The organism is Staphylospora marina, assembly GCF_003856495.1.
In the GTDB taxonomy this organism is placed as follows: domain Bacteria; phylum Bacillota; class Bacilli; order Thermoactinomycetales; family Thermoactinomycetaceae; genus Staphylospora; species Staphylospora marina.
On record NZ_CP034118.1, the window covers coordinates 1150652 to 1169304 of the forward strand.

Consider the following 18653-nt stretch of genomic DNA (forward strand, 5'->3'; position numbering starts at 1 on the left):
GATTGACCGGCGAGGAGGCATGTCCCGACGGGACACGTCTTGTCCGGGCTTGAACGCAAGCCGGCCGGCCGGAGAATGACGGGCTTTTCCTTGCCGTTTTCCAAATTGTCAATCATTGGATCCGCACCGCAAGCAGATTTTTTTCTCCGTTTGCCTGAATCCGGGCAGCCGGCCATCACCGGAAAGAGGCGACTCATGGTAATATATCATCAAAGCAGCATGATTGGAGGAAACAGCTATGGTCAACGAACAACGACTGATCGACGAATTCATGGAACTTGTGAGGACCGACAGTGAGACCGGTGATGAACGGGCCATTTGTGACCTCCTGAAACACAAACTGGAACAACTCGGCCTCGAAGTGGTGGAAGATGACTCTGCCGCCAAAACCGGTCACGGAGCCGGAAATATTGTTGCGACTCTCCGGGGCACGGTTTCCGAGGCCCCGGTCATCTATTTCACCGCCCATATGGACACGGTGGCTCCGGGAAAAGGGGTGAATCCGTCCATCAAAGACGGCTACATCGTCTCCGACGGAACCACCGTGCTCGGCAGTGACAACAAGGCCGGTCTGGCTGCTTTGCTCGAAGGGATTCGCATTCTGAAAGAGCGCAACCTGAAACACGGAACCATTCAATTCGTCATCACGGCCGGCGAGGAGTCGGGATTGAACGGTTCGCGCCATCTGGACCGTTCCCTGCTCAAGGCCGAATTCGGATTTGCCCTGGATTCGGACGGAAAAGTGGGTGAAATTGTCACGTCAGCGCCTTCGCAGGTGAAAATCCTGGCCACCATCCGGGGCCGGGCCGCTCATGCCGGGGTCAATCCCGAAGCAGGCGTCAGCGCCATCCAGGTGGCCAGCAAAGCGATTTCGCGGATGAAGTTGGGGCGGATTGACGAAGAAACCACGGCCAACATCGGCATGTTCCGCGGAGGAACCGCCAGCAACGTCGTTCCGGACCGGGTGGAAATTCTCGCCGAGGCGCGCAGCCGTGACCCGAAAAAGCTGGAAGCACAAGTCAGTCATATGGTCAGGGCATTTCATGATGCGGCGACGGAGTCGGGAGCGCGGGCCGAAGTGGAAGCGAAAGTCATCTACCCCGGCTTCAAGTTCGGCGAGGAGGACCTGGTGGTGAAAAAGGCTGTTGCCGCGGTGAAAAAAGTGGGGCGTGAACCGGTCATCGCGTCCAGCGGCGGCGGCAGCGACGCCAATGTAATTTCCGGATACGGAATCCCCACCGTCAACCTGGGAATCGGTTACGAATTCATCCACACGACCAAAGAGCGAATCCCCGTCGCCGAGTTGGTCAAGTCGGCCGAGTTGGTCGTGGCGCTGGTGGAAGAGTGCGCCAAAGTGCCGGCCGTGGTTGTGTGACGTTCAACAGCGACACGGAGTTGCGCCTGAGGATTCAGGTGAAACTCCGTGTTTTTTTGTATAAAACACCATCTGGATTAGGAAAGAAAACAGATCAGCTGAATGAGGAAAAACTGAAGAGGTGCCCATTCTCTCTTCCGACTCTCTGTCCTCCGTATCCTAGTGACGGAGGAACTGTTGCAAGTTCTGGTCATGTGCGGGTGGTCAGAATATATTTTTGAAAAATAAAACTATTTTAATTCGTGTTGACATCAGTTTTATTGCATGCGATAATATGTTCGTACATATCGATGATGACTTTGTCTAGCGAAGCTTCGCGCGGCGATCCGCCGCGTTCGACGTGAAGTGTCCTTTCACTTCACCCGGCTCCGCTTGTCTTGGCAGGCACACCACAGCTGACACCATTTGTGGCCTGCCTGGGCAGGCGTGGCCGCGGCCAAAATGGTGCCAGCTGTGGTGTGCCTGCTCCAGTGGCGCAGCCAGGTCCCAAGGGTGTTGGTGGACAAAGTCGATGGTTGGAGCCTGACCTGTTCATGGAGGTCAGGCGTTCTTTTTCTCCGCCGGATTTGGCGGGAACATTTCGGGCTCAGGAGGTTCCGCATGGACAGCCGGGAACAGAATCAGTCGTTTGTGCAGCGGGCCAGGGAAGAATTTGAGCAGCACATCCCCTGGTGGCAGGAGAGGAAGCCGCTGAAGCAGCTCCCTGCCAAACTGGAAGAGATGCTGGAAAAGGGGGATCCGGCATTTGTGGAGGAAGCGCTCAAATTTGCCGCTCTCAGTTTGGGGGAGTACGGAGAATCGTATTGGGAAAACGGTTCTTGGGTTCATGAACGTGTCGAACTTTACAAAGAGGAGATCGACCGGGAAGACGGATCGTGGTTGTGGACGTTGTACTTGAAGCGGCATCCGTTGGTCCATGACGCGCTGACCGAGTTGCTCCGACACCGGGATTACTGGGAGACCGGCCAGATGGTCGACAGATGGTTCCAAACGGGCAAAAGTCGTGGTTGGTGGCAAGGTCATTGGAATTCCAGAATCCAATGGAGTTCCTGGTATCTCTCCACGTTCATCCCGCTAGGTACGGTGTATTTCCGCTACATGAAAGCGATGTTCAAGGATGCGGAAAAGCGTGAAGCCGAGACGCCGGTCTGGGCACTTCTTGCGTACCGGTTTGACGTTGAACGCCCGTCTTGGCGGTATTGGTATGTAGGAGAAAAAAGAATTTACGGTCCGGACACCCATCACTATCTGCGCAGGCGCGCCTGGCGAACCCTGAAGCAATTGGGGGAGGCCGCCTCTCCAGAATACGTCAAGCGCGCGGCCGCATTGCTCAAATGGTACAGCGATGAAGACGCACTTGGCGAAATGCGGATGCAGTTTGCCGATCCATCCATCCTCAATTTTACCCGACTGTGGGTGTTCAACCAGATCCTGTTCAGGAACAGCCGGCGCTTTGTTCCGTCTTCCCCGCGGCGCTTCAAGGCCATGGAAGGGGCGTCCATGGCGGACTGGCCAGACGAACGGGAAGAAGCGTTTCCCAAACTGTGGGATCGCCACCCGGAACTCCTGTGGGAGCTGGTGAAAGAAGCGAAAGCCACTCCGGTGATCCGTTTCGCCGCCCGGGCGCTGCGACTGGGGAACAGAGAGTTTTTGAACAACCTGTCGGACGAAGAGCTCCAGGGGTTGTTGCAAGATCGCCATGCAAGCCGCAAGGCCGTGGGGGCGGAGTGGATTCTGGAACGTCTCTCTCCGGATCGTCCTTCCTTTGAGAGATGGTGGAAACTGGTTCTGACCGGCGATTGGGGAATTTTGGAATCGGCCAAGGCGTTTGTCCGGAAGCATGTCTCTTCCTGGGATTCCGGTATCCGTCAGAAGTGGCTTTCCCGCCTGATCGAGGAAATCCGGAAAGAAGAAGGAGGACGGTTTGAGATTGAAGCGGCGGTGAGCGTGATTCATGAAGCGTTCGCCGAATCCTTGCCCGAACTGGCAACGGTAAGGGTGGCGGAAGAGTGTCTGGCTTCTTCCCATGAATCGGTCCGGAAGCTGGCTGCTCTGGTCTTGGAGAAGTTGGATCCGAAGCGTCATCCTTTCACCGGGAGGGATCTCTTGCCGTTTTTGGGAAGCAAGGTGCCCGTTGTGCGGGAAGCGGCCAGAAACGTGCTGGAGCGGCGGTTCGCATCGCTGTCGTTGGATGCCGAAGTGCTGGCGGAGATGGCCATGATCCCCGGAGACGATCACCGGGAGGCTTTTACCCGTTTTCTGGAAAACCGAATTCTCTGGTTGATTCCTCATCAGAAGGAACTGATCCGCCTTCTGTGGGTGCGGATGTTGCGGTCCGACACACCGGAAGATTTGCGAGGATATATTCGGGAAGAACTGCTTGGACGCCTGTTTTTCAAAGAGTTGGCGGAAACGCCGTTGGAAAAAGTGTTCCGGCTGCTGGAACATCAGGAAATCGCCATGTCCGAATTCGGCACCCGTCTGTTCCTGCTGAAAAACCCCGGTCCGGAAGATTTGGGAATGGATGACTGGATTCGCATGGCGCACAACCCCGTGGCCCGGGCCCGGAAAGAAGCCAGAGCACGGATTGCCGTCATTGCGCACCGTTTCCGTGAGGAAGAATGGGTGCGGCTGGCCGAGACAGAGTGGGAGGATACCCGGAATTGGGTGATGGAGCGGATTCAAGCCTGGTCTCCGGAGGAGATCACGCCTGCTCTCATTTATGGACTGATGGATACCTCTTTGAAAGAGATTCAGCAATTTGCCATGGATTTGGTGAAAAACCGGCAGCGGGAACTCGATGTGCGCGAATTGATGCTCCGGGCCACCGAACATCCGGATCTCACCGTTCAGGAATACGCGCTTGAGCTCGCCGCTCAGTTGGATTGGGATGCCGGGCTTGTGCGGAAACTGGACCTGTTTTTCCGGACGGTGCTCTTCCGGGTTCACACCGGCAGAAAGGCCAAGGACCTGGCGCTGGATCTTCTGATCCGATTGGGCATGCGGGACAGGGAAACGGCGGAAGCCGTGGCTCTTTTGCTTTCGGATTTGGCCCGGACGCAAACGAAGAAAGATTTCGACCGGATTCTGACCGCTTTGGTGCGGATGCAACGGAAATATCCGGACTTGTCACTGCCGGTGCAATTCATCTGAGGAGGGGCGCCAGGTGCTTTTTCAGCAAACGTACGCCAAGTCGAGCGGAGTTCGCCAGGTCGACGGCCGGACCATGGTTGACCTCGCCCCGGATCTGGGGCGGGATCCCACCTATTTCCGCGGAAAGATCCTTGATCCCGTCCGCTACCGCGATGCGATGATCGCGCTTCGTGATGTGGTGGTCTCCGATCTCCGCTACAAACCGAAAGATCACAGTGCCTACCAAGCTTGGGTGCAGGAGCAGTACATGCTTGAGATCGCCGAGAAGTTGGACCGGAAACAAGAGGTTCAGCAACGGCTGAAGGAAGTTCGTGAACGGATGAATCTGCTGGCAAAGCGCCGGGAAAAGCGGATGGGCGACTATTGGAAGGCCCGGAACCGGTACTTTGACTGGCTGCGCAGGAATCACCCGGATTGGGTGTGGGTGCTGGATCCCGTCATCACGGTGGCGCCGGATCAGGTATTTTTCGAGGCGTTTTCCCAGGATGAATCCTCCTACGCCCGCCTGGCCGTCCATTCGGACCTGTTCGACGATGTGAAGGAATTTGAATACGGCACGACCAACATCGATTTTTCCGATGCCCTGCTGGATGAGATGCGGCGGATCCGGACCTACCGTCCCACCGAATTCTCCGTGGATCCTTCCGGTTTTGAGGTGGCCACGGAAGGACGGGAAGTGTACAAGGAAAAGAAAATCGACGTGCCGGAGAGCTGGATCCGCGGCTTCCTTCAGGTCCAGTCGGCCATGGGGATGAAGGCCGCCGTGTTCGAGGCCGCACCGGTCGACTTTTACAACCTTTGCTCTTTCCTGAGAAGGAAACGGGAGAAACACGGGCCCCGTTCGCTTCGGTGGGTGCTGCGTCCCGGGGAGAGAATCCGGGTGGTGATCGAGCCGTGGGATGAAGTGCTCGTTCTTTCCAACTCCGTGTGGCAGGGCGATGAGGCGCGTGAAATCCGCGTTTGGGGTCGTCGGCGACTGTTCCTTCTTGAAAAGCTGTTGCCGCTGGCCAAAAAAATCACGGTCCATCTGCCGGGAAGCGGACTTCCGCACTTTTACGTGGCGGATTTGGGCTCGCTCAGCTTTACGCTCGGCTTGTCCGGATGGACGCAAAACGACTGGGCATCTTCCGCCAATTTCGATCTGATGACCGGAATCGGCGAGGATGTGGATCCGCATGAGAGCGCCCGGGTCTTCTCGAAACTGAAATGGAAGAAAACAGGCTCCGCGGGCGAGCTGGCTTCCTGGACCGGATTGCCCTCCGCCACCGTGCAGGAGGCACTGCGCCAGCTGTGCGCGGCCGGCCGGGTGATGTATGATTTGGAGATCGGCAAATACCGGCTCAGGGAACTCACCCGGGATCCCCTGCCGCTGGATGATCTTCGGTATGCACATCCCCGGGAGGAGGAAGCGGCCTCATTCATCCGCTACGGGAAGGTGAGGCTCTGTGACACAATGAATCATGCCGACGGAAGCGTGGAGCTGAAAGGAACGACCGAAGAGAGGAGAGGGCGCATCCAGGAGACCGGCGTGATCCTGGACAGTGACGGCAGGTTGAAGGACGGCACCTGCTCCTGCCGATTGTATCGTCATTCCCGCCTTACGAAGGGGCCGTGCGCCCATATGCTTTCCTTGATGGTTCTGTCCCGTCGGCAGGAGCGCATGACGGGAGGTGAACAAGGTGTCTGATGAACGGATGGAGGAGAAACGGCCACGAACCTTGGAAGAATGGGTGGAACAAGTCAGGCGATTGGGAAGGGAACACGCCATCCGCACGGAAATGATCCGTCTGGGCATGTGGGAAGAGAAGGAGCTGACGCCCGAAGAAAAGGCGCAGCAGCAGCGGGAAGATGCCGAGTATCAAAAACTGGCGGAAGAATCGATGCGTTTGCAGCGGGAATTGACCAAGTTGGGGAATCTCCAACATTTGTTGGCGGAAGCCCGCAAGAAGCGAATCGAGGAGAGTCGCCGTCGCCGCGAGGAGCGGAAGAAAGAGATCGCCAAACGGGAAGCGGAGCGAAAACGACGGTGGGCCGAACATCTCGAAATGCATATCGTTCATGCCGGGGCGGGTGTGTCGGGCGGCCTGAACGCTTTCGAGCATCAGGAAGAGAAACTGATGGCCGCCGGCCTTCCGCTGATCCGCTCGGCGCGGGAGCTTGCGGAGCTGATGGACATGCCGATCAGCCGGCTCCGCTGGCTCACGTATCACCGCAATGCGGCCACCGTTTGTCATTATCACCGGTTCACCGTCCCGAAACGGGGAGGGGGCTTGCGGGAGATTTCCAGTCCCAAACCCGAATTACGTCGCGCCCAGGAGTGGATCAAACGGGAAATTCTCGACCGGTTCCCGGTTCATTCCGCGGCGACGGGCTTCCTTCCCGGCAAGAGCGTGCTGGACAATGCGGCTCCTCATCTGGGACAGGCGGCGGTCATCAAGCTGGATTTGAAAGATTTCTTTCCCGGGATCACGTTTCATCGGGTGAAAGGGTTGTTCCGTTCGTTCGGATACAGCGAAGCGATTGCCACATTGCTGGCGCTTTTGACGACCGAACCGCCGCGGCGGCCGGTGGAGTTTGACGGGAAAATGTATCACGTTGCTCTCGGGGAACGTCAACTGCCGCAAGGAGCTTGTACAAGTCCGGCCATCACCAACCTTTTGTGCAGGAAGCTTGACGCCCGGCTGGAGGGGCTGGCCCGAAAGCACGGCTTCCGTTATTCCCGCTATGCCGATGACCTCACCTTCTCTTGTCCGGCGGAACGGACGGACGCCATCCCGGTTCTGTTGGGAACGGCCCGCGCCGTCATCCGTCACGAAGGATTTGAGGTGAACGCGGAAAAAACGCGCGTGCTTCGGTCGTCCACCCGTCAACAGGTGACCGGTGTGGTGGTGAACGAAAAGCCGAACATCTCCCGGAATGAACTGCGAAGATTCCGGGCGATTCTTCACCGGGTTTGGCAAAACGGCCCGGAGGCGGAAAACCGGGATGGGCATCCCCGTTTCTGGGAGTTCATCCAGGGATATGCCGCCTGGATTCGCATGGTACGGCCGGATCTGGAAGGCAAACTGGCGGTGCAACTTGCGCGCATCGCGGAAAAACATCGCTTGCCCGTGGCCGGTTGGGTGAAAGAAACCGCCGTGCGCGGATGAGTGAAAAGATTGATGGGGTTTTGCCTTGGCGGACTTTGTCCGTCGTTTACCGGACTCTCATCAGAGTCCGGTTTTTTGGCGTTTTCAGACGACGGTTCAGGTATTCTTTCAACGTCAGGGGATGGGTTGCCAATGAGCGCAGGCAGGCACGAACTTGCCAAGCTTTGCCTGTCACCCGCAGACCGTGGGAATCCACATCGATTTTCAATTTGCTCGACTCCTTTGTTTTTGCCGTTGCGACGGCGAAATCATGCGACGCAGCGGCGGAAACGTCCTTTTTCCCATCGTGATTGCCATCTTTGTACCGTTTCATACGCCGGAACCGGGGGCAATATGCCCCGTGACCGGCAGGTGGGGTATAATGGGGGAGTGAACCGAGAGCGGGAGATGAGAAAATGAAGCATCTGGAAGAGAAAACGATAGCCAGCCGTACCCTGTTTGAAGGAAGGGTGGTCCGGCTGCAGGTGGATGAGGTGCTTCTGCCGAACGGCAACACCTCCACACGGGAGATCATCAAACACCCCGGAGCGGTGTGTGTCATGGCCGTGACGGAGGAAGGCAAACTGATTTTGGTTCGGCAGTACCGCAAGGCGATGGACAAAGTGACGTTGGAGATCCCGGCCGGCAAGTTGAATCCCGGTGAAGATCCCGCAGCGTGCGCGCTTCGGGAACTGGAAGAGGAAACGGGATTGGTGGCGGAAGGGCTGGATCCCGTGATCGCTTTTTACACGGCCCCCGGCTTCACCGATGAACGGATTCATTTTTTCCGGGCCCGCGGATTGAAGCGGGGAACGTTCCGACCGGATGAGGACGAGTTTGTGGAACGGGTGGAATTGACACTGGAAGAGTGCCGCGAAAAGATCAAAAGCGGAGAAATCTGCGACGCCAAAACGGTGATGGCCGTCTGGCTCCGGGAAATGGAAGAGGCGGGCCTCCGATGATCTTCCGGTCCGTGTTCGCCGACCTGCACATTCACATCGGGCGAACCGAAAGCGGTCTTCCGGTCAAAATCACGGCGGCGCGGAACTTGACGTTTCGAAACATCATCCGGGAGGCGCATCATCGCAAGGGCCTTCGCCTGATCGGCATCATCGATGCCCATTCACCCCCGGTTCAGGAAGAAATCCGGCAGATGCTTGCCGCCGGGGAATTGCGGGAACATCCGGACGGAGGGCTTGTCTACGGGGATACCGTCTGCATTCCCGGAGCGGAAATCGAGGTGAAAGAGGAGGGAACGGGTCCCGCCCACGTGCTCGTCTATTTTCCGCATCTGGAGACGATGGAGAGGTTCACCGCCTGGTGCGCCCGGCACATGACCAATGTCCGGCTCAGCACCCAACGTTTGTACCGACCGGTGCGGGAATTGCAGAAAAAAACGAAAGAATGGGGCGGATTGTTCATCCCTGCCCATGTTTTCACTCCGTTCAAAAGCCTCTACGGCAGCGCGGTGGACCGGATGGACGAGCTCCTGGATCCGGACCTGGTGCATGCCGTGGAGTTGGGGCTCAGTTCCGATTCGGAAATGGCGGATCATGTTCCGGAACTGGCGAGGTTCACGTTCGTGACCGATTCCGATGCCCATTCCCTGCCCAAGATCGGCAGGGAGTACAATGAACTGTGGATGAAGGAACCGTCGTTCCGGGAACTCCGGCTCGCTTTGGAGCGTCGGGAAGGACGCCGGGTGAAGGCCAATTACGGCCTGGACCCGAGGTTGGGAAAATACTACCGGACCCGTTGCAAGGCTTGCGGCGAGCTGTGGTCGGAAGCATCCGGCGCTTGTTGCCCATCCTGCGGAAGCGGGAAAAAAGTGACCGGCGTCCGCGACCGCATTCTCTCCATCGGGAATCGGGAATCCCGATCGCCCGAACACCGTCCGCCGTATGTCCGGCAGGTTCCGTTGGAATTCATTCCGGGGCTGGGCCGAAAAACCTTGGACAAGTTGCTGGACGTCTTCGGAACGGAGATGGATGTCCTGCACCGGGCTTCCGTGGAAGAAATCGGCCGGGTGGTGGGAGAAGATCTTGCCGGACTCATCGGTCGGTCCCGCGAAGGCAAGCTTCGGCTTGAAGAGGGGGGCGGCGGGGAGTACGGCCGGGTGTCAAAGATGGAAACAACCTGACAGGATCGGGGCATACAAGAATAAAAAATCCCGTCGCATCCGACGGGATTTTGCTTTTTGACGTTTTCCTCTCCTCCATGATGTGCTCGTTATCTGCCCCTTTCCAAGACTGCTTTCCACTGGACGGGGGCTTCCTGTTTGTTTCACTGCACGATTTGTCCGCCCGACACCACGATTTCTCCCCGTTTGATCACGGTGTCCACGTGGTTGATGCCGAAATGGTAGGGCAGGTAAGCCGGATTGTCCGCGTTGTAGAGAACGAGGTCCGCCTGTTTGCCCGGCTCAAGGCTGCCGATCCGGTCCCCGCGTCCGATGGCGCAGGCGGCATTGACGGTCATGGCCGTGATCACTTCTTCCGGGGTCATTCCCAGGTTGAGACAGGCCAGCGTCATGACCAGCTGCAAGGATTCGGTGGGAGAGCTGCCCGGATTGTAATCGGTGGAAAGGGCGACGGCCAGTCCCATGTCGATCATGTCACGGGCGCGTGCATGGGGAGCGCGCAGGTTGAACGAGGTGGCCGGCAGACAGACGGCGATGACGCCGGCATCCCGCATGGCCCGGAGCCCTTCATCGGTGGCGGCCAGCAGGTGTTCGGCCGAGACGCAGCCCAGTTCCGCAGCCAGTCGGGCTCCGCCGAGCGGTTCGATCTCATCGGCATGCAGTTTCAGACCGAAGCCGAGCTTTTTGGCCGCGAAGAGAATCTGACGCGATTCTTCGACGGAGAAAACTCCGTGTTCACAGAACACATCGCAATACTCCGCCAATCCTTGACGTTTCACTTCCGGCAGCATTTCCTCGATGACGAGCCGGACGTATTCGCCGGAGCGCCCCTTGTATTCTTCGGGGACGGCATGCGCGCCCATGAACGTGGAAACCAGCTCCACCGGGTGGGTTTCGTTCAACCGTTTGGCAACCCGGAGCTGTTTCAGTTCGTCCTCCAGGGTGAGACCGTAGCCGCTTTTCGCTTCCACGGTGGTGGCTCCGAACAACATCAGGAGATCCAGGCTTTTCCGCGCTTTTTCATAAAGTTGGTCCTCCGAGGCGGCGCGGGTGGCGCGGACGGTGCTGAGAATGCCGCCCCCTTGGGCGAGAATGTCCAGATAGGGCACGCCTTGCAGTTTGAGATGATACTCATGCTCCCGGGAGCCGCCGTGCACCAGATGCGTGTGCGGCTCGACCAGTCCCGGCGTCACCAGTCGTCCTTCTGCGTCCAGCGTCCGTTCCGTCCGGAGTCCGGCGACGGCTTGACGGACATCCGCTTCCGGACCGGCGGCCACGATGACGCCGTCGGCGATGGCGACCGCGCCGCCGCTGACCGTGCCGGTGTCCGACATCTCCGCGCCCCTGCGGGGGCCGGGGGATCCTTTCATGGTGACCAGTTGGCCGATGTTGTGAATCAACAGATCAATCCGTTCCGGTTTCATGAACGTTCCTCCTCGCAGATTCGGGCACTCCGGAGATCATGTTCTCACGGAATGCCCGGGAATGCCGCACGTCACGGGTCGGATGATGAAAATCGGTGTGCCTGCGTCAGATTCCGAGCATCGGCACGCGGACACCGCGTTCTTTGGCGGTTTGGATGGCCAGCTCATAGCCGGCATCGGCGTGACGGATGATGCCCATGCCCGGGTCGGTGGTGAGCACGCGGGAGAGACGTTCTTCGGCTTCCTTGGTTCCGTCCGCAACGACGACCATGCCGGCGTGCAAGGAATATCCCATGCCCACGCCGCCGCCGTGGTGGAACGATACCCAGCTGGCGCCTGCCGCGGTGTTGACCAAGGCATTGAGCACCGCCCAGTCGGCGATGACGTCGCTGCCGTCCTTCATGGCCTCCGTTTCCCGGTTGGGCGAGGCGACCGAACCGCAATCCAGATGATCCCGACCGATTACGATCGGAGCGGAGAGCTCACCGCTTCGGACCATCTCGTTGATGGCCAGACCCAGTTTGGCCCGTTCGCCGTAGCCCAGCCAGCAGATGCGGGCGGGGAGTCCCTGGAAGGCCACCTTTTCGCGGGCCATGGTGATCCAGCGACGCAGATGTTCGTTTTCCGGGAACAGCTTGAGCACGAGCTCGTCGGTTTTGTAAATGTCTTCCGGATCGCCGGAGAGGGCGGCCCAGCGGAACGGACCTTTTCCTTCGCAGAACAGCGGCCGGATGTAGGCCGGAACGAATCCAGGGAAGTTGAACGCGTCCTTGACGCCTTCCTCGTAAGCCATCTGACGGATGTTGTTGCCGTAGTCAAACACCACGGAGCCCGCTTTTTGCATGTCCAGCATGGCTTGCACGTGAACGGCCATCGATTCCCGGGCCAGGCGGATGTAGGTGTCCGGATCGTTTTTCCGCAATTCGCCCGCCTTCTCCAGCGTCATTCCACGGGGGATGTATCCGTTCAGCGGATCGTGGGCGGAGGTCTGGTCCGTCACGAAATCGGGCACGATGCCGCGCTTCACGAACTCCGGATAAATCTCGGCGGCGTTGCCCAACAGCCCGATGGACAGCGGTTTTCCTTTTTCTTGGGCTTCCCGGGCCAGTTTCATCGCTTCGTCCAGGTCATCCACCATGACGTCGAGGTAGCGGGTGTCGATTCTTCGCCGGATGCGGACCGGGTCGACTTCCACACAGATGACCACCCCTTCGTTCATGGTGACCGCCAGCGGTTGGGCGCCGCCCATGCCCCCGAGACCGGCGGTCAGGGTGAGAGTCCCCTTCAACGAACCGCCGCGGTGCTGACGGGCCGCTTCGGCGAACGTTTCATACGTTCCCTGCAGGATGCCCTGGGTGCCGATGTAGATCCAACTGCCGGCGGTCATCTGGCCGTACATGATCAGCCCTTTTTGTTCCAGTTCGCGGAACGTCTCCCAGTTGGCCCACGCCGGCACGATCATGGAGTTGGAGATCAGCACGCGGGGGGCGAGAGAGTGCGTGCGGAAAATGCCGACCGGTTTGCCGGACTGGACCAACAGCGTTTCATCGGATTCCAGATTCTTCAGACATTCGACGATTTTGTCGAAGCAGTCCCAGTTGCGGGCCGCTTTGCCGATCCCGCCGTATACGACCAAGTCTTCCGGGCGTTCTGCCACTTCGGGATCCAGGTTGTTCATCAGCATGCGCAAGGCGGCCTCCTGTTGCCAGCCCTTTGCATTCAGCTTGTTGCCGCGCGGTGCGCGGACCACCCGTTTGTTCTCTTCACCCATGAGAGATCGCCCCTTTTTCTGGAATGTGGATCATGTTTACTTGCCGGAAAAAGCCCGTTTCCGGAATGGTTTGGCTTCGGTTTTCTTCACTTCGGCCGTTTCGCCACGCCGGCCAGGAAATTCAGGATCACGTGCAGGGCGGCGCGGACGGTTGCGCGGCGCGGATCCTGCAGCGGATCGATGCAGACGATGTCGAAACCGCGAACGTTGGGATTCATTCCGAGAAGATGCACGGCATCCATCAACTGCCATGACGTCATGCCGGCGGGAACCATTGCGGGGACCCCGGGACCGAATGCCTGATCCAACACGTCCATGTCCACGGTGACGTAAATGGCTTCCGTTCCGTCTCCGGCGATTTCCATGGCTTGCTGAATCAACGGTTCGATGCCTTCCCGTGCCACCTGGCGGGCGGTGAACTGGGTGATGCCTTGGGACAGCGCATATTCCCGGTAGGGCTTGGAGTTGGCGAAACTGTGGATGCCCACCTGGACGATGTGCTTGCCTTCCACCGTGCCGGATTCGAGCAGGCCCCGGATGGGGGTTCCGTTGGTCGGACCGCCGTCTTCCAGATTGCGGACGTCCATGTGAGCATCAATCTGCACGATCCCCACCTTTCCCTTGAAGCGCTTTTTGAACGCTTTCACCGACGGGCAGGTGATGGAGTGGTCGCCGCCGGCAATGACGGGCAGCAGATCGGGCAAGGCCTGGTACACGTTGGTGAGAGCCTGTTCGATGTTGGCATGGCAGCGCGACAGGTCGGTTGGGTGCATTTGGATGTCACCCAGGTCCCGGGCGCGCAATTCCTGGAGATCCACATCGTGATCGATGCTGTAGGTGGTGACGGCCGGGAACAGCTCCCTGAGGGCATTGGGGGTCATGGATGCCGCGGACACACTGATCGATGTCTTGGAAAGAGGCGCTCCGATGAAGCCGATGTCGATCGGTTCTTCACCGTCCCAGGGGGTGAGCCACTGCGACACTTTGGTCTCATAGCGGTCCCGCCAGTTGCTTCTGCGGATCAGTTCCGGCGGATGGAGCAGTTCGATCCGTTGTTTCAAGACCACTCAGCCTCCAAAAGGGTGCTTTTTTGGCAATGATCCGTGTTTCGGTGGTTGGCGAACCGGGAAACCGGTGGAACCGATCCACGGTCCGCCACGGAAAGGACGTTGTTGCGTGTGCATTGACGAAGCACACGATGATGATTTGTTGCGGATCTGGTGAAAGATGTCCTTCCGGTTCCGGAGTCAGACAGGTTTCGTTCGAAACCGTGATGTCGGAAAGGAACCGCTTTCAATGAAATGGATGACCGGTTTCACGGAGTATAGATCGGATGGAATGATTATGTGGTCATTTTGTATTCTACAAAAACAAAAAACGCCGTTCACTGACCGATTTTGGGGATGATTCGCACGATTTTGTTTTTCGGTATTCGGATGGCGTAATCCCTGACATTTTTTTGAATGTTCGCGAGAAGTAGTTGGGATCCTCGAATCCGACCAGTCCGGCGATTTCCCGGATCGTGCAATCGGTGTGTTCGAGGAAGTGCGCCGCTTTTTCCAAACGAAGACGATTCAGAAATTCCATCGGGGGAATCCCCGTTTCCCGCTTGAACCGGTGACTCAGATGCCATGCGCTCAAGCAGCAGGATTGGGCAAGTTGCTCAAGGGAAATTTTTTCGCGAAGATGTTTTTTCAGGTAGAGAATGGCCTTGCGGATGACCGGAGAAACATCGTCCGGCGGATGCGGCTGAACCATCCCGCACAGTTTTCCGGCGTACTCGCAAACCTTCCGCACAAATTTGTCGTACCGGATGGTGCCAAAGAGATCCTGGATGAACCGTGCGTGTTCCGCAAGAATTTCCGCGGGATTCGCTCCGGATTCAAGAACTTGCCGGGAAAGAAACACCACCAGTTCCACGGCTTCCGACTTGAACATGTCCACGTCGTGCCGATAGGCATCCGCCAGTTTTTCCAGAAGGTCGCCCAGGAGGGAACACGTTCCGTCCGCGTCCCCGATGCGCAGAGTGGCTGCCAGTTCGGCCCGCTCCATGTTGGTGACCGGAGATTCGGGAGATTCAGGTCGCGGTTGCTTCGGTTCATAATGGAAAATGAGAGATGTTCCCTGGAAAAACCGGTCCACCATGGCTTCCTTCGCCTCTTTGAACGATCGGTGAAGAAGGTGGGGATTGTCGAAACAGCCGCCGATTCCCACCGACACCCGGACACCCCGGTCTTCGCAACACCGCAGAATTCTCCGGGCGAGCCGATCTGCCGTTTGTCGCCATCGCTCCCGTGGCCCCGGATCCGCCAGCACCGCCAAAACCCCTTCCTCGACCCACATCCGGGTGTGAGGAACCGTCATCGCTTCCCGAACCCCGTCCGACACCCGTTGACCGATCTCCTTTCTCCACCGGATGGGCTTTCCGTCGACCAGGTCCGGATAAAGATCCACCGACACCACCATCACGATCCGCGGATGAATCGAAATGCCGCAGGCTTCCTGCAAGTCCCGGAAGCTTCCTTCATGCACCAGGGTGCCTGACAGCAGCAACTGGGAGAAAACGGCTTGCGCGGGATTCAGTTGCATACAGATGCCTCCTCATGGATGGTGTCCGGCGATTTTGACGCGGCTGAAAGGTTCAACACGCCGGGGTTTTTAGTCATTTTCCCGAAGAGCGGGAATCTTTGCAAGCACAGCCGGAATGAAAAATCAGCCAATCCCCGGGAACCGGGCTGTGCATCATCGGTACGCGATTCCATGGGATGTCGGGTTCCGGACACAAAAAAACCCCGTCGCTTTCGGGACGGGATGTTCGGCTTTCGGCGTATGTTTTCTTTCAGTCGCGGGCGCCGTGCCGCTTCAGGATTTGCCGCACTTCTTCCATTTGCTCCGCTTGGCAAAACACCGTCACGGAATGGTCTTCCTGCTTTTCAAACCCGTTGCCGCCCGCCAATCCGCTGGCGTCCGGATGGGCGGACAAGAGGATCCGTTTGTCGTCGTTCGCGGGCGGGGTGCCCACCGTGCTCTCCGACAGGGACATCTTCTGATCGATGAACGGATTGTGCACTTCGTGATCCTCATATCCCCGTCCGCCGCCCATCGGGTCAAACCGGTCCACGTACGCTTCAAATCCGCGGGCTTTCAATTCTTCCGCCGCCTTTTGTGCGGCATCCGGCGTCTGAAAGTACCCGAAAACAAATCGTTCTTTCATGTGCATGTTCCCCCTGACTGAACGGATGGGCCAGAGAGCCCAACCCGGGATTCAAAGATTAATGTGGATGGTATTCCCGGAAATATGCGCGGGGGGACGTTTGCAAACACAGGGCCTTTCTTTTGGAACGTCCCGAAGCGTACGGGGAACCCTGTCCTTCGGTTCGCTTCAATACCGAAGCTCCTGGATCTTCCCGAGATCAATGCCGTAGCGGGCATATATCTTGATCGTATTTTCCCCGGTCGGCTGATCTTTGGAGAACCCCAGCTTCCCGGCGACCAGGATGACATGATCCGTGGAATGTCCCTCAATTTCAACAGTGATGAATCTCCTTGACGGCGAGGGTGATCTCCGAGCCGGAATCGCGCAACCGGATCCGTTTGCTTTGGTCTCCGGGGATGACATCGTACACATACCGTCGCATGAGCGATTCTCCGATTTTTCTTCCACCGAGGCTCAAAATGCGCCGGGTCACCCCGGACGGATCGTTCTCCAGGATCTTTGCTTCAAATTCGACGGGCATGACGGCATCCCCTCAGCCGAAAATGTCGTACGTGAGTCCGCTTATGCATGTCAGACCTTCACCGATCTTCACTTCCATCCCGTGGGACAGCGGGATTCTGACTTTGGAACCGTTCGCGGTGTCCAACGTGACGATCATCAGCTCGGAAGGTTCCATTTCCACGCTGGCCACGATTTTGCCTTTGTTGTCTTCCGTATGGATGAAGCGTTCCCGGGCTTCCAGACACACATGATAACCGGGGAACGCTTTCAGGTCCCTCAGAAAAAGATTCAGCTGATTGAAATCACCGGACGCGTAAATTTTGAACATCCTGCATTCCTCCCGAACGAAAACGATGGAATTCATGTTGTGATTGCAAAATGATCACGGACGAACCGAATCATCTTGGTCATCATTTTACACATATCGAAATAATTCTCCTGTCACTTTAAATTTTTATTTTTGTCTTGGCGAGTACAAGAATTTGTAATAATATTTTGTAAAATGGTGAATTGGCTTGCCGTTTATTGAACAGGTACAAGAAAAGAAACGGGGGAATGCCGGATGAAGGAACCGTTGGATCAGGTCGAACTGGGCATCATCGGGGAGGTGCTGAGAAAGAAGAGAAAAAGCATGCGGAAGCGCATGAGAGATCTGGCGGATGAATTTGTGTCCACCGCGACGATCAGCAACATCGAACGCGGCTTGCCGATCGTCAACCCGGCAAAAATCCTGCATTATGCGAAAAAACTGGGCATCGGTCCGGACGAATTGCCCGCCATCGTCCGTCGGTACAACCAAGGCGACGATGAACGGGAAGCGGAGCTGATGTCCATTCTGAGCAACATTGACCTGGGAGATGCGCGGGAAGGTTTGGCAAGGTTGCAAGCACTCGATATTCCCGCATCCTCGCCTCAACACTTGATGAAGCAATTCCTGATGGGGAAGCATTTTTTCAATCAGGGAAAGTGGTCCAAGGCGCAAACTTACTTTTCCGAAGTTTTGCGCTCCGTGGACAAATATCCTTCACTGCGGAGGAGCAATCTCAAAGCGTATTGTTGCTATGATTTGGGGCGTGTCTTTTATTACAAGAATGATTTGACAAACGCATTGGGGTACAACCAGTTGGGAATTGACGCTTATGTTCGTGACTGTGACAAGAACCGCAGCCAAATCATCCATTCCCTGAAAGTGGCCAAAGCCATCTATCTGGAAAAGTTGGAGCGTCTGGACGAGGCACTTCAGGCATTGGATGAGTTGTGGGAACACATCGCGGACATCCGAAGCGTGCAAGTGTTGTTGAACATTTATGAAACAAAAGCAGATATTCTCACAAGGAAAAAGCGTTATGATGAAGCAATCGAAATTGCCTGGGAGGGGATTGAGATTGCGCGGATCAACCTTGCTTATGAGCGCGCGCATGATTTGTGGACAACGTTGGGGAGCGTCTATCTGCAAAAAAAAGCGTACGAGAAGGCCGAATATTGCATCCGCACGGCGCTCAGCATGCGAAAACGTGTCAACGGGGAGTTTCTTCTGGTAAAAGCGTACACGTTGTGGGGAATGTTGTGCATGAGGACGGAGAGATGGGAAGAAGCCCTGACCGCATTGCAAACCGCGGTTCAATTGGGGGAAAAAACGAATGACGCGAGACGGCACGTCATGGCACTGATCGTGTTGGGGGATTGGTATCAGTTGCAGGGCAGATACGAAGAAGCGGTCTCCCCCCTGCAAAAGGCGCATGAACTGGCCACGGAACACCAGTTTCTCAAGCAAAGACACATTACGCTTGTGGAGTTGAGCAAATGCTGGAAGCGCCTGAACAGGGGGGAATTTATAAACAGTCTTGAAAATCTGTTTGAAGTTGAATTACAATTTTCGCAAGACAGAACCATTTGACTTTCAGGGGAGGTAGCTCAAGATGAACCATCGTTATTTGAACGATC

Annotated in this window: 15 protein-coding genes; 7 read left to right on the forward strand and 8 right to left on the reverse strand. The window is 57.1% G+C overall.

Annotation, left to right across the window (positions count from 1 at the left end; all coding sequences use genetic code 11):
* The first annotated feature begins 238 nt into the window (after positions 1-238).
* The 4 genes from EG886_RS05750 to EG886_RS05765 all read left to right on the forward strand — a co-directional run bounded on the left by EG886_RS05750 (position 239) and on the right by EG886_RS05765 (position 7677).
* Positions 239-1375: a M20/M25/M40 family metallo-hydrolase gene (locus EG886_RS05750; protein WP_124727241.1), complete on the forward strand. Its 1137-nt coding sequence runs from the start codon at positions 239-241 to the stop codon at positions 1373-1375.
* A 600-nt stretch (positions 1376-1975) separates the two neighbouring features.
* Positions 1976-4528 (forward strand): hypothetical protein, encoded by a 2553-nt coding sequence (locus tag EG886_RS05755; protein ID WP_124727242.1) that lies wholly within the window; start codon positions 1976-1978, stop codon positions 4526-4528.
* Between the two features lie 13 nt (positions 4529-4541).
* Positions 4542-6215 carry an SWIM zinc finger family protein gene (locus EG886_RS05760; RefSeq protein ID WP_124727243.1) on the forward strand — a complete coding sequence of 558 codons (1674 nt, stop codon included), beginning with the start codon at positions 4542-4544 and terminating at the stop codon, positions 6213-6215.
* Positions 6208-7677, forward strand: coding sequence for a reverse transcriptase family protein (locus EG886_RS05765; RefSeq protein ID WP_124727244.1), 1470 nt, complete (start codon positions 6208-6210; stop codon positions 7675-7677). The genes EG886_RS05760 and EG886_RS05765 overlap by 8 nt, the downstream gene beginning before the upstream one ends.
* Before the next feature lie 46 nt (positions 7678-7723).
* Here EG886_RS05765 and EG886_RS05770 read toward each other — a convergent pair whose 3' ends face one another.
* A complete protein-coding gene (locus EG886_RS05770; protein WP_124727245.1) occupies positions 7724-7885 on the reverse strand; it encodes a Z-ring formation inhibitor MciZ in 162 nt (53 codons plus the stop codon).
* Between the two features lie 187 nt (positions 7886-8072).
* Here EG886_RS05770 and EG886_RS05775 point away from each other — a divergent pair, with 187 nt between their 5' ends.
* Together EG886_RS05775 and EG886_RS05780 are read left to right on the forward strand one after the other, a co-directional pair.
* Entirely contained in the window at positions 8073-8618 is a 546-nt protein-coding gene (locus EG886_RS05775; protein ID WP_124727246.1) for an NUDIX domain-containing protein, read from the forward strand.
* Positions 8615-9796: an endonuclease Q family protein gene (locus EG886_RS05780; RefSeq protein WP_124727247.1), complete on the forward strand. Its 1182-nt coding sequence runs from the start codon at positions 8615-8617 to the stop codon at positions 9794-9796. Before EG886_RS05775 ends, EG886_RS05780 begins: the two co-directional genes overlap by 4 nt.
* 143 nt (positions 9797-9939) lie before the next feature.
* On the opposite strand, the gene hutI is transcribed toward EG886_RS05780, so the two are convergent.
* The 7 genes from hutI to EG886_RS05815 form a co-directional block, all read right to left on the reverse strand.
* The gene (hutI, locus tag EG886_RS05785; RefSeq protein ID WP_124727248.1) at positions 9940-11220 is read right to left on the reverse strand and encodes an imidazolonepropionase; all 1281 of its coding nucleotides are present in this window, start codon (positions 11218-11220) and stop codon (positions 9940-9942) included.
* 106 nt (positions 11221-11326) lie between these two features.
* Positions 11327-12991 (reverse strand): urocanate hydratase, encoded by a 1665-nt coding sequence (gene hutU, locus EG886_RS05790; protein ID WP_124727249.1) that lies wholly within the window; start codon positions 12989-12991, stop codon positions 11327-11329.
* 86 nt (positions 12992-13077) lie between these two features.
* On the reverse strand, positions 13078-14052 hold the full coding sequence (locus EG886_RS05795; RefSeq protein ID WP_124727250.1) for an agmatinase family protein: 975 nt from the start codon (positions 14050-14052) through the stop codon (positions 13078-13080).
* Between the two features lie 301 nt (positions 14053-14353).
* Positions 14354-15580, reverse strand: coding sequence for a helix-turn-helix domain-containing protein (locus EG886_RS05800; protein WP_124727251.1), 1227 nt, complete (start codon positions 15578-15580; stop codon positions 14354-14356).
* 250 nt (positions 15581-15830) lie between these two features.
* A complete protein-coding gene (locus EG886_RS05805) occupies positions 15831-16205 on the reverse strand; it encodes an SPOR domain-containing protein (RefSeq protein WP_124727252.1) in 375 nt (124 codons plus the stop codon).
* A 313-nt stretch (positions 16206-16518) separates the two neighbouring features.
* Positions 16519-16728 carry a hypothetical protein gene (locus EG886_RS13875; RefSeq protein WP_206425346.1) on the reverse strand — a complete coding sequence of 70 codons (210 nt, stop codon included), beginning with the start codon at positions 16726-16728 and terminating at the stop codon, positions 16519-16521.
* Positions 16729-16740: 12 nt separating this feature from the next.
* Entirely contained in the window at positions 16741-17037 is a 297-nt protein-coding gene (locus EG886_RS05815; protein ID WP_124727253.1) for a hypothetical protein, read from the reverse strand.
* A gap of 234 nt (positions 17038-17271) precedes the next feature.
* On the opposite strand from EG886_RS05815, the gene EG886_RS05820 reads away from it, so the two are divergent.
* On the forward strand, positions 17272-18606 hold the full coding sequence (locus EG886_RS05820; protein WP_124727254.1) for a tetratricopeptide repeat protein: 1335 nt from the start codon (positions 17272-17274) through the stop codon (positions 18604-18606).
* Positions 18607-18653: the final 47 nt, after the last annotated feature.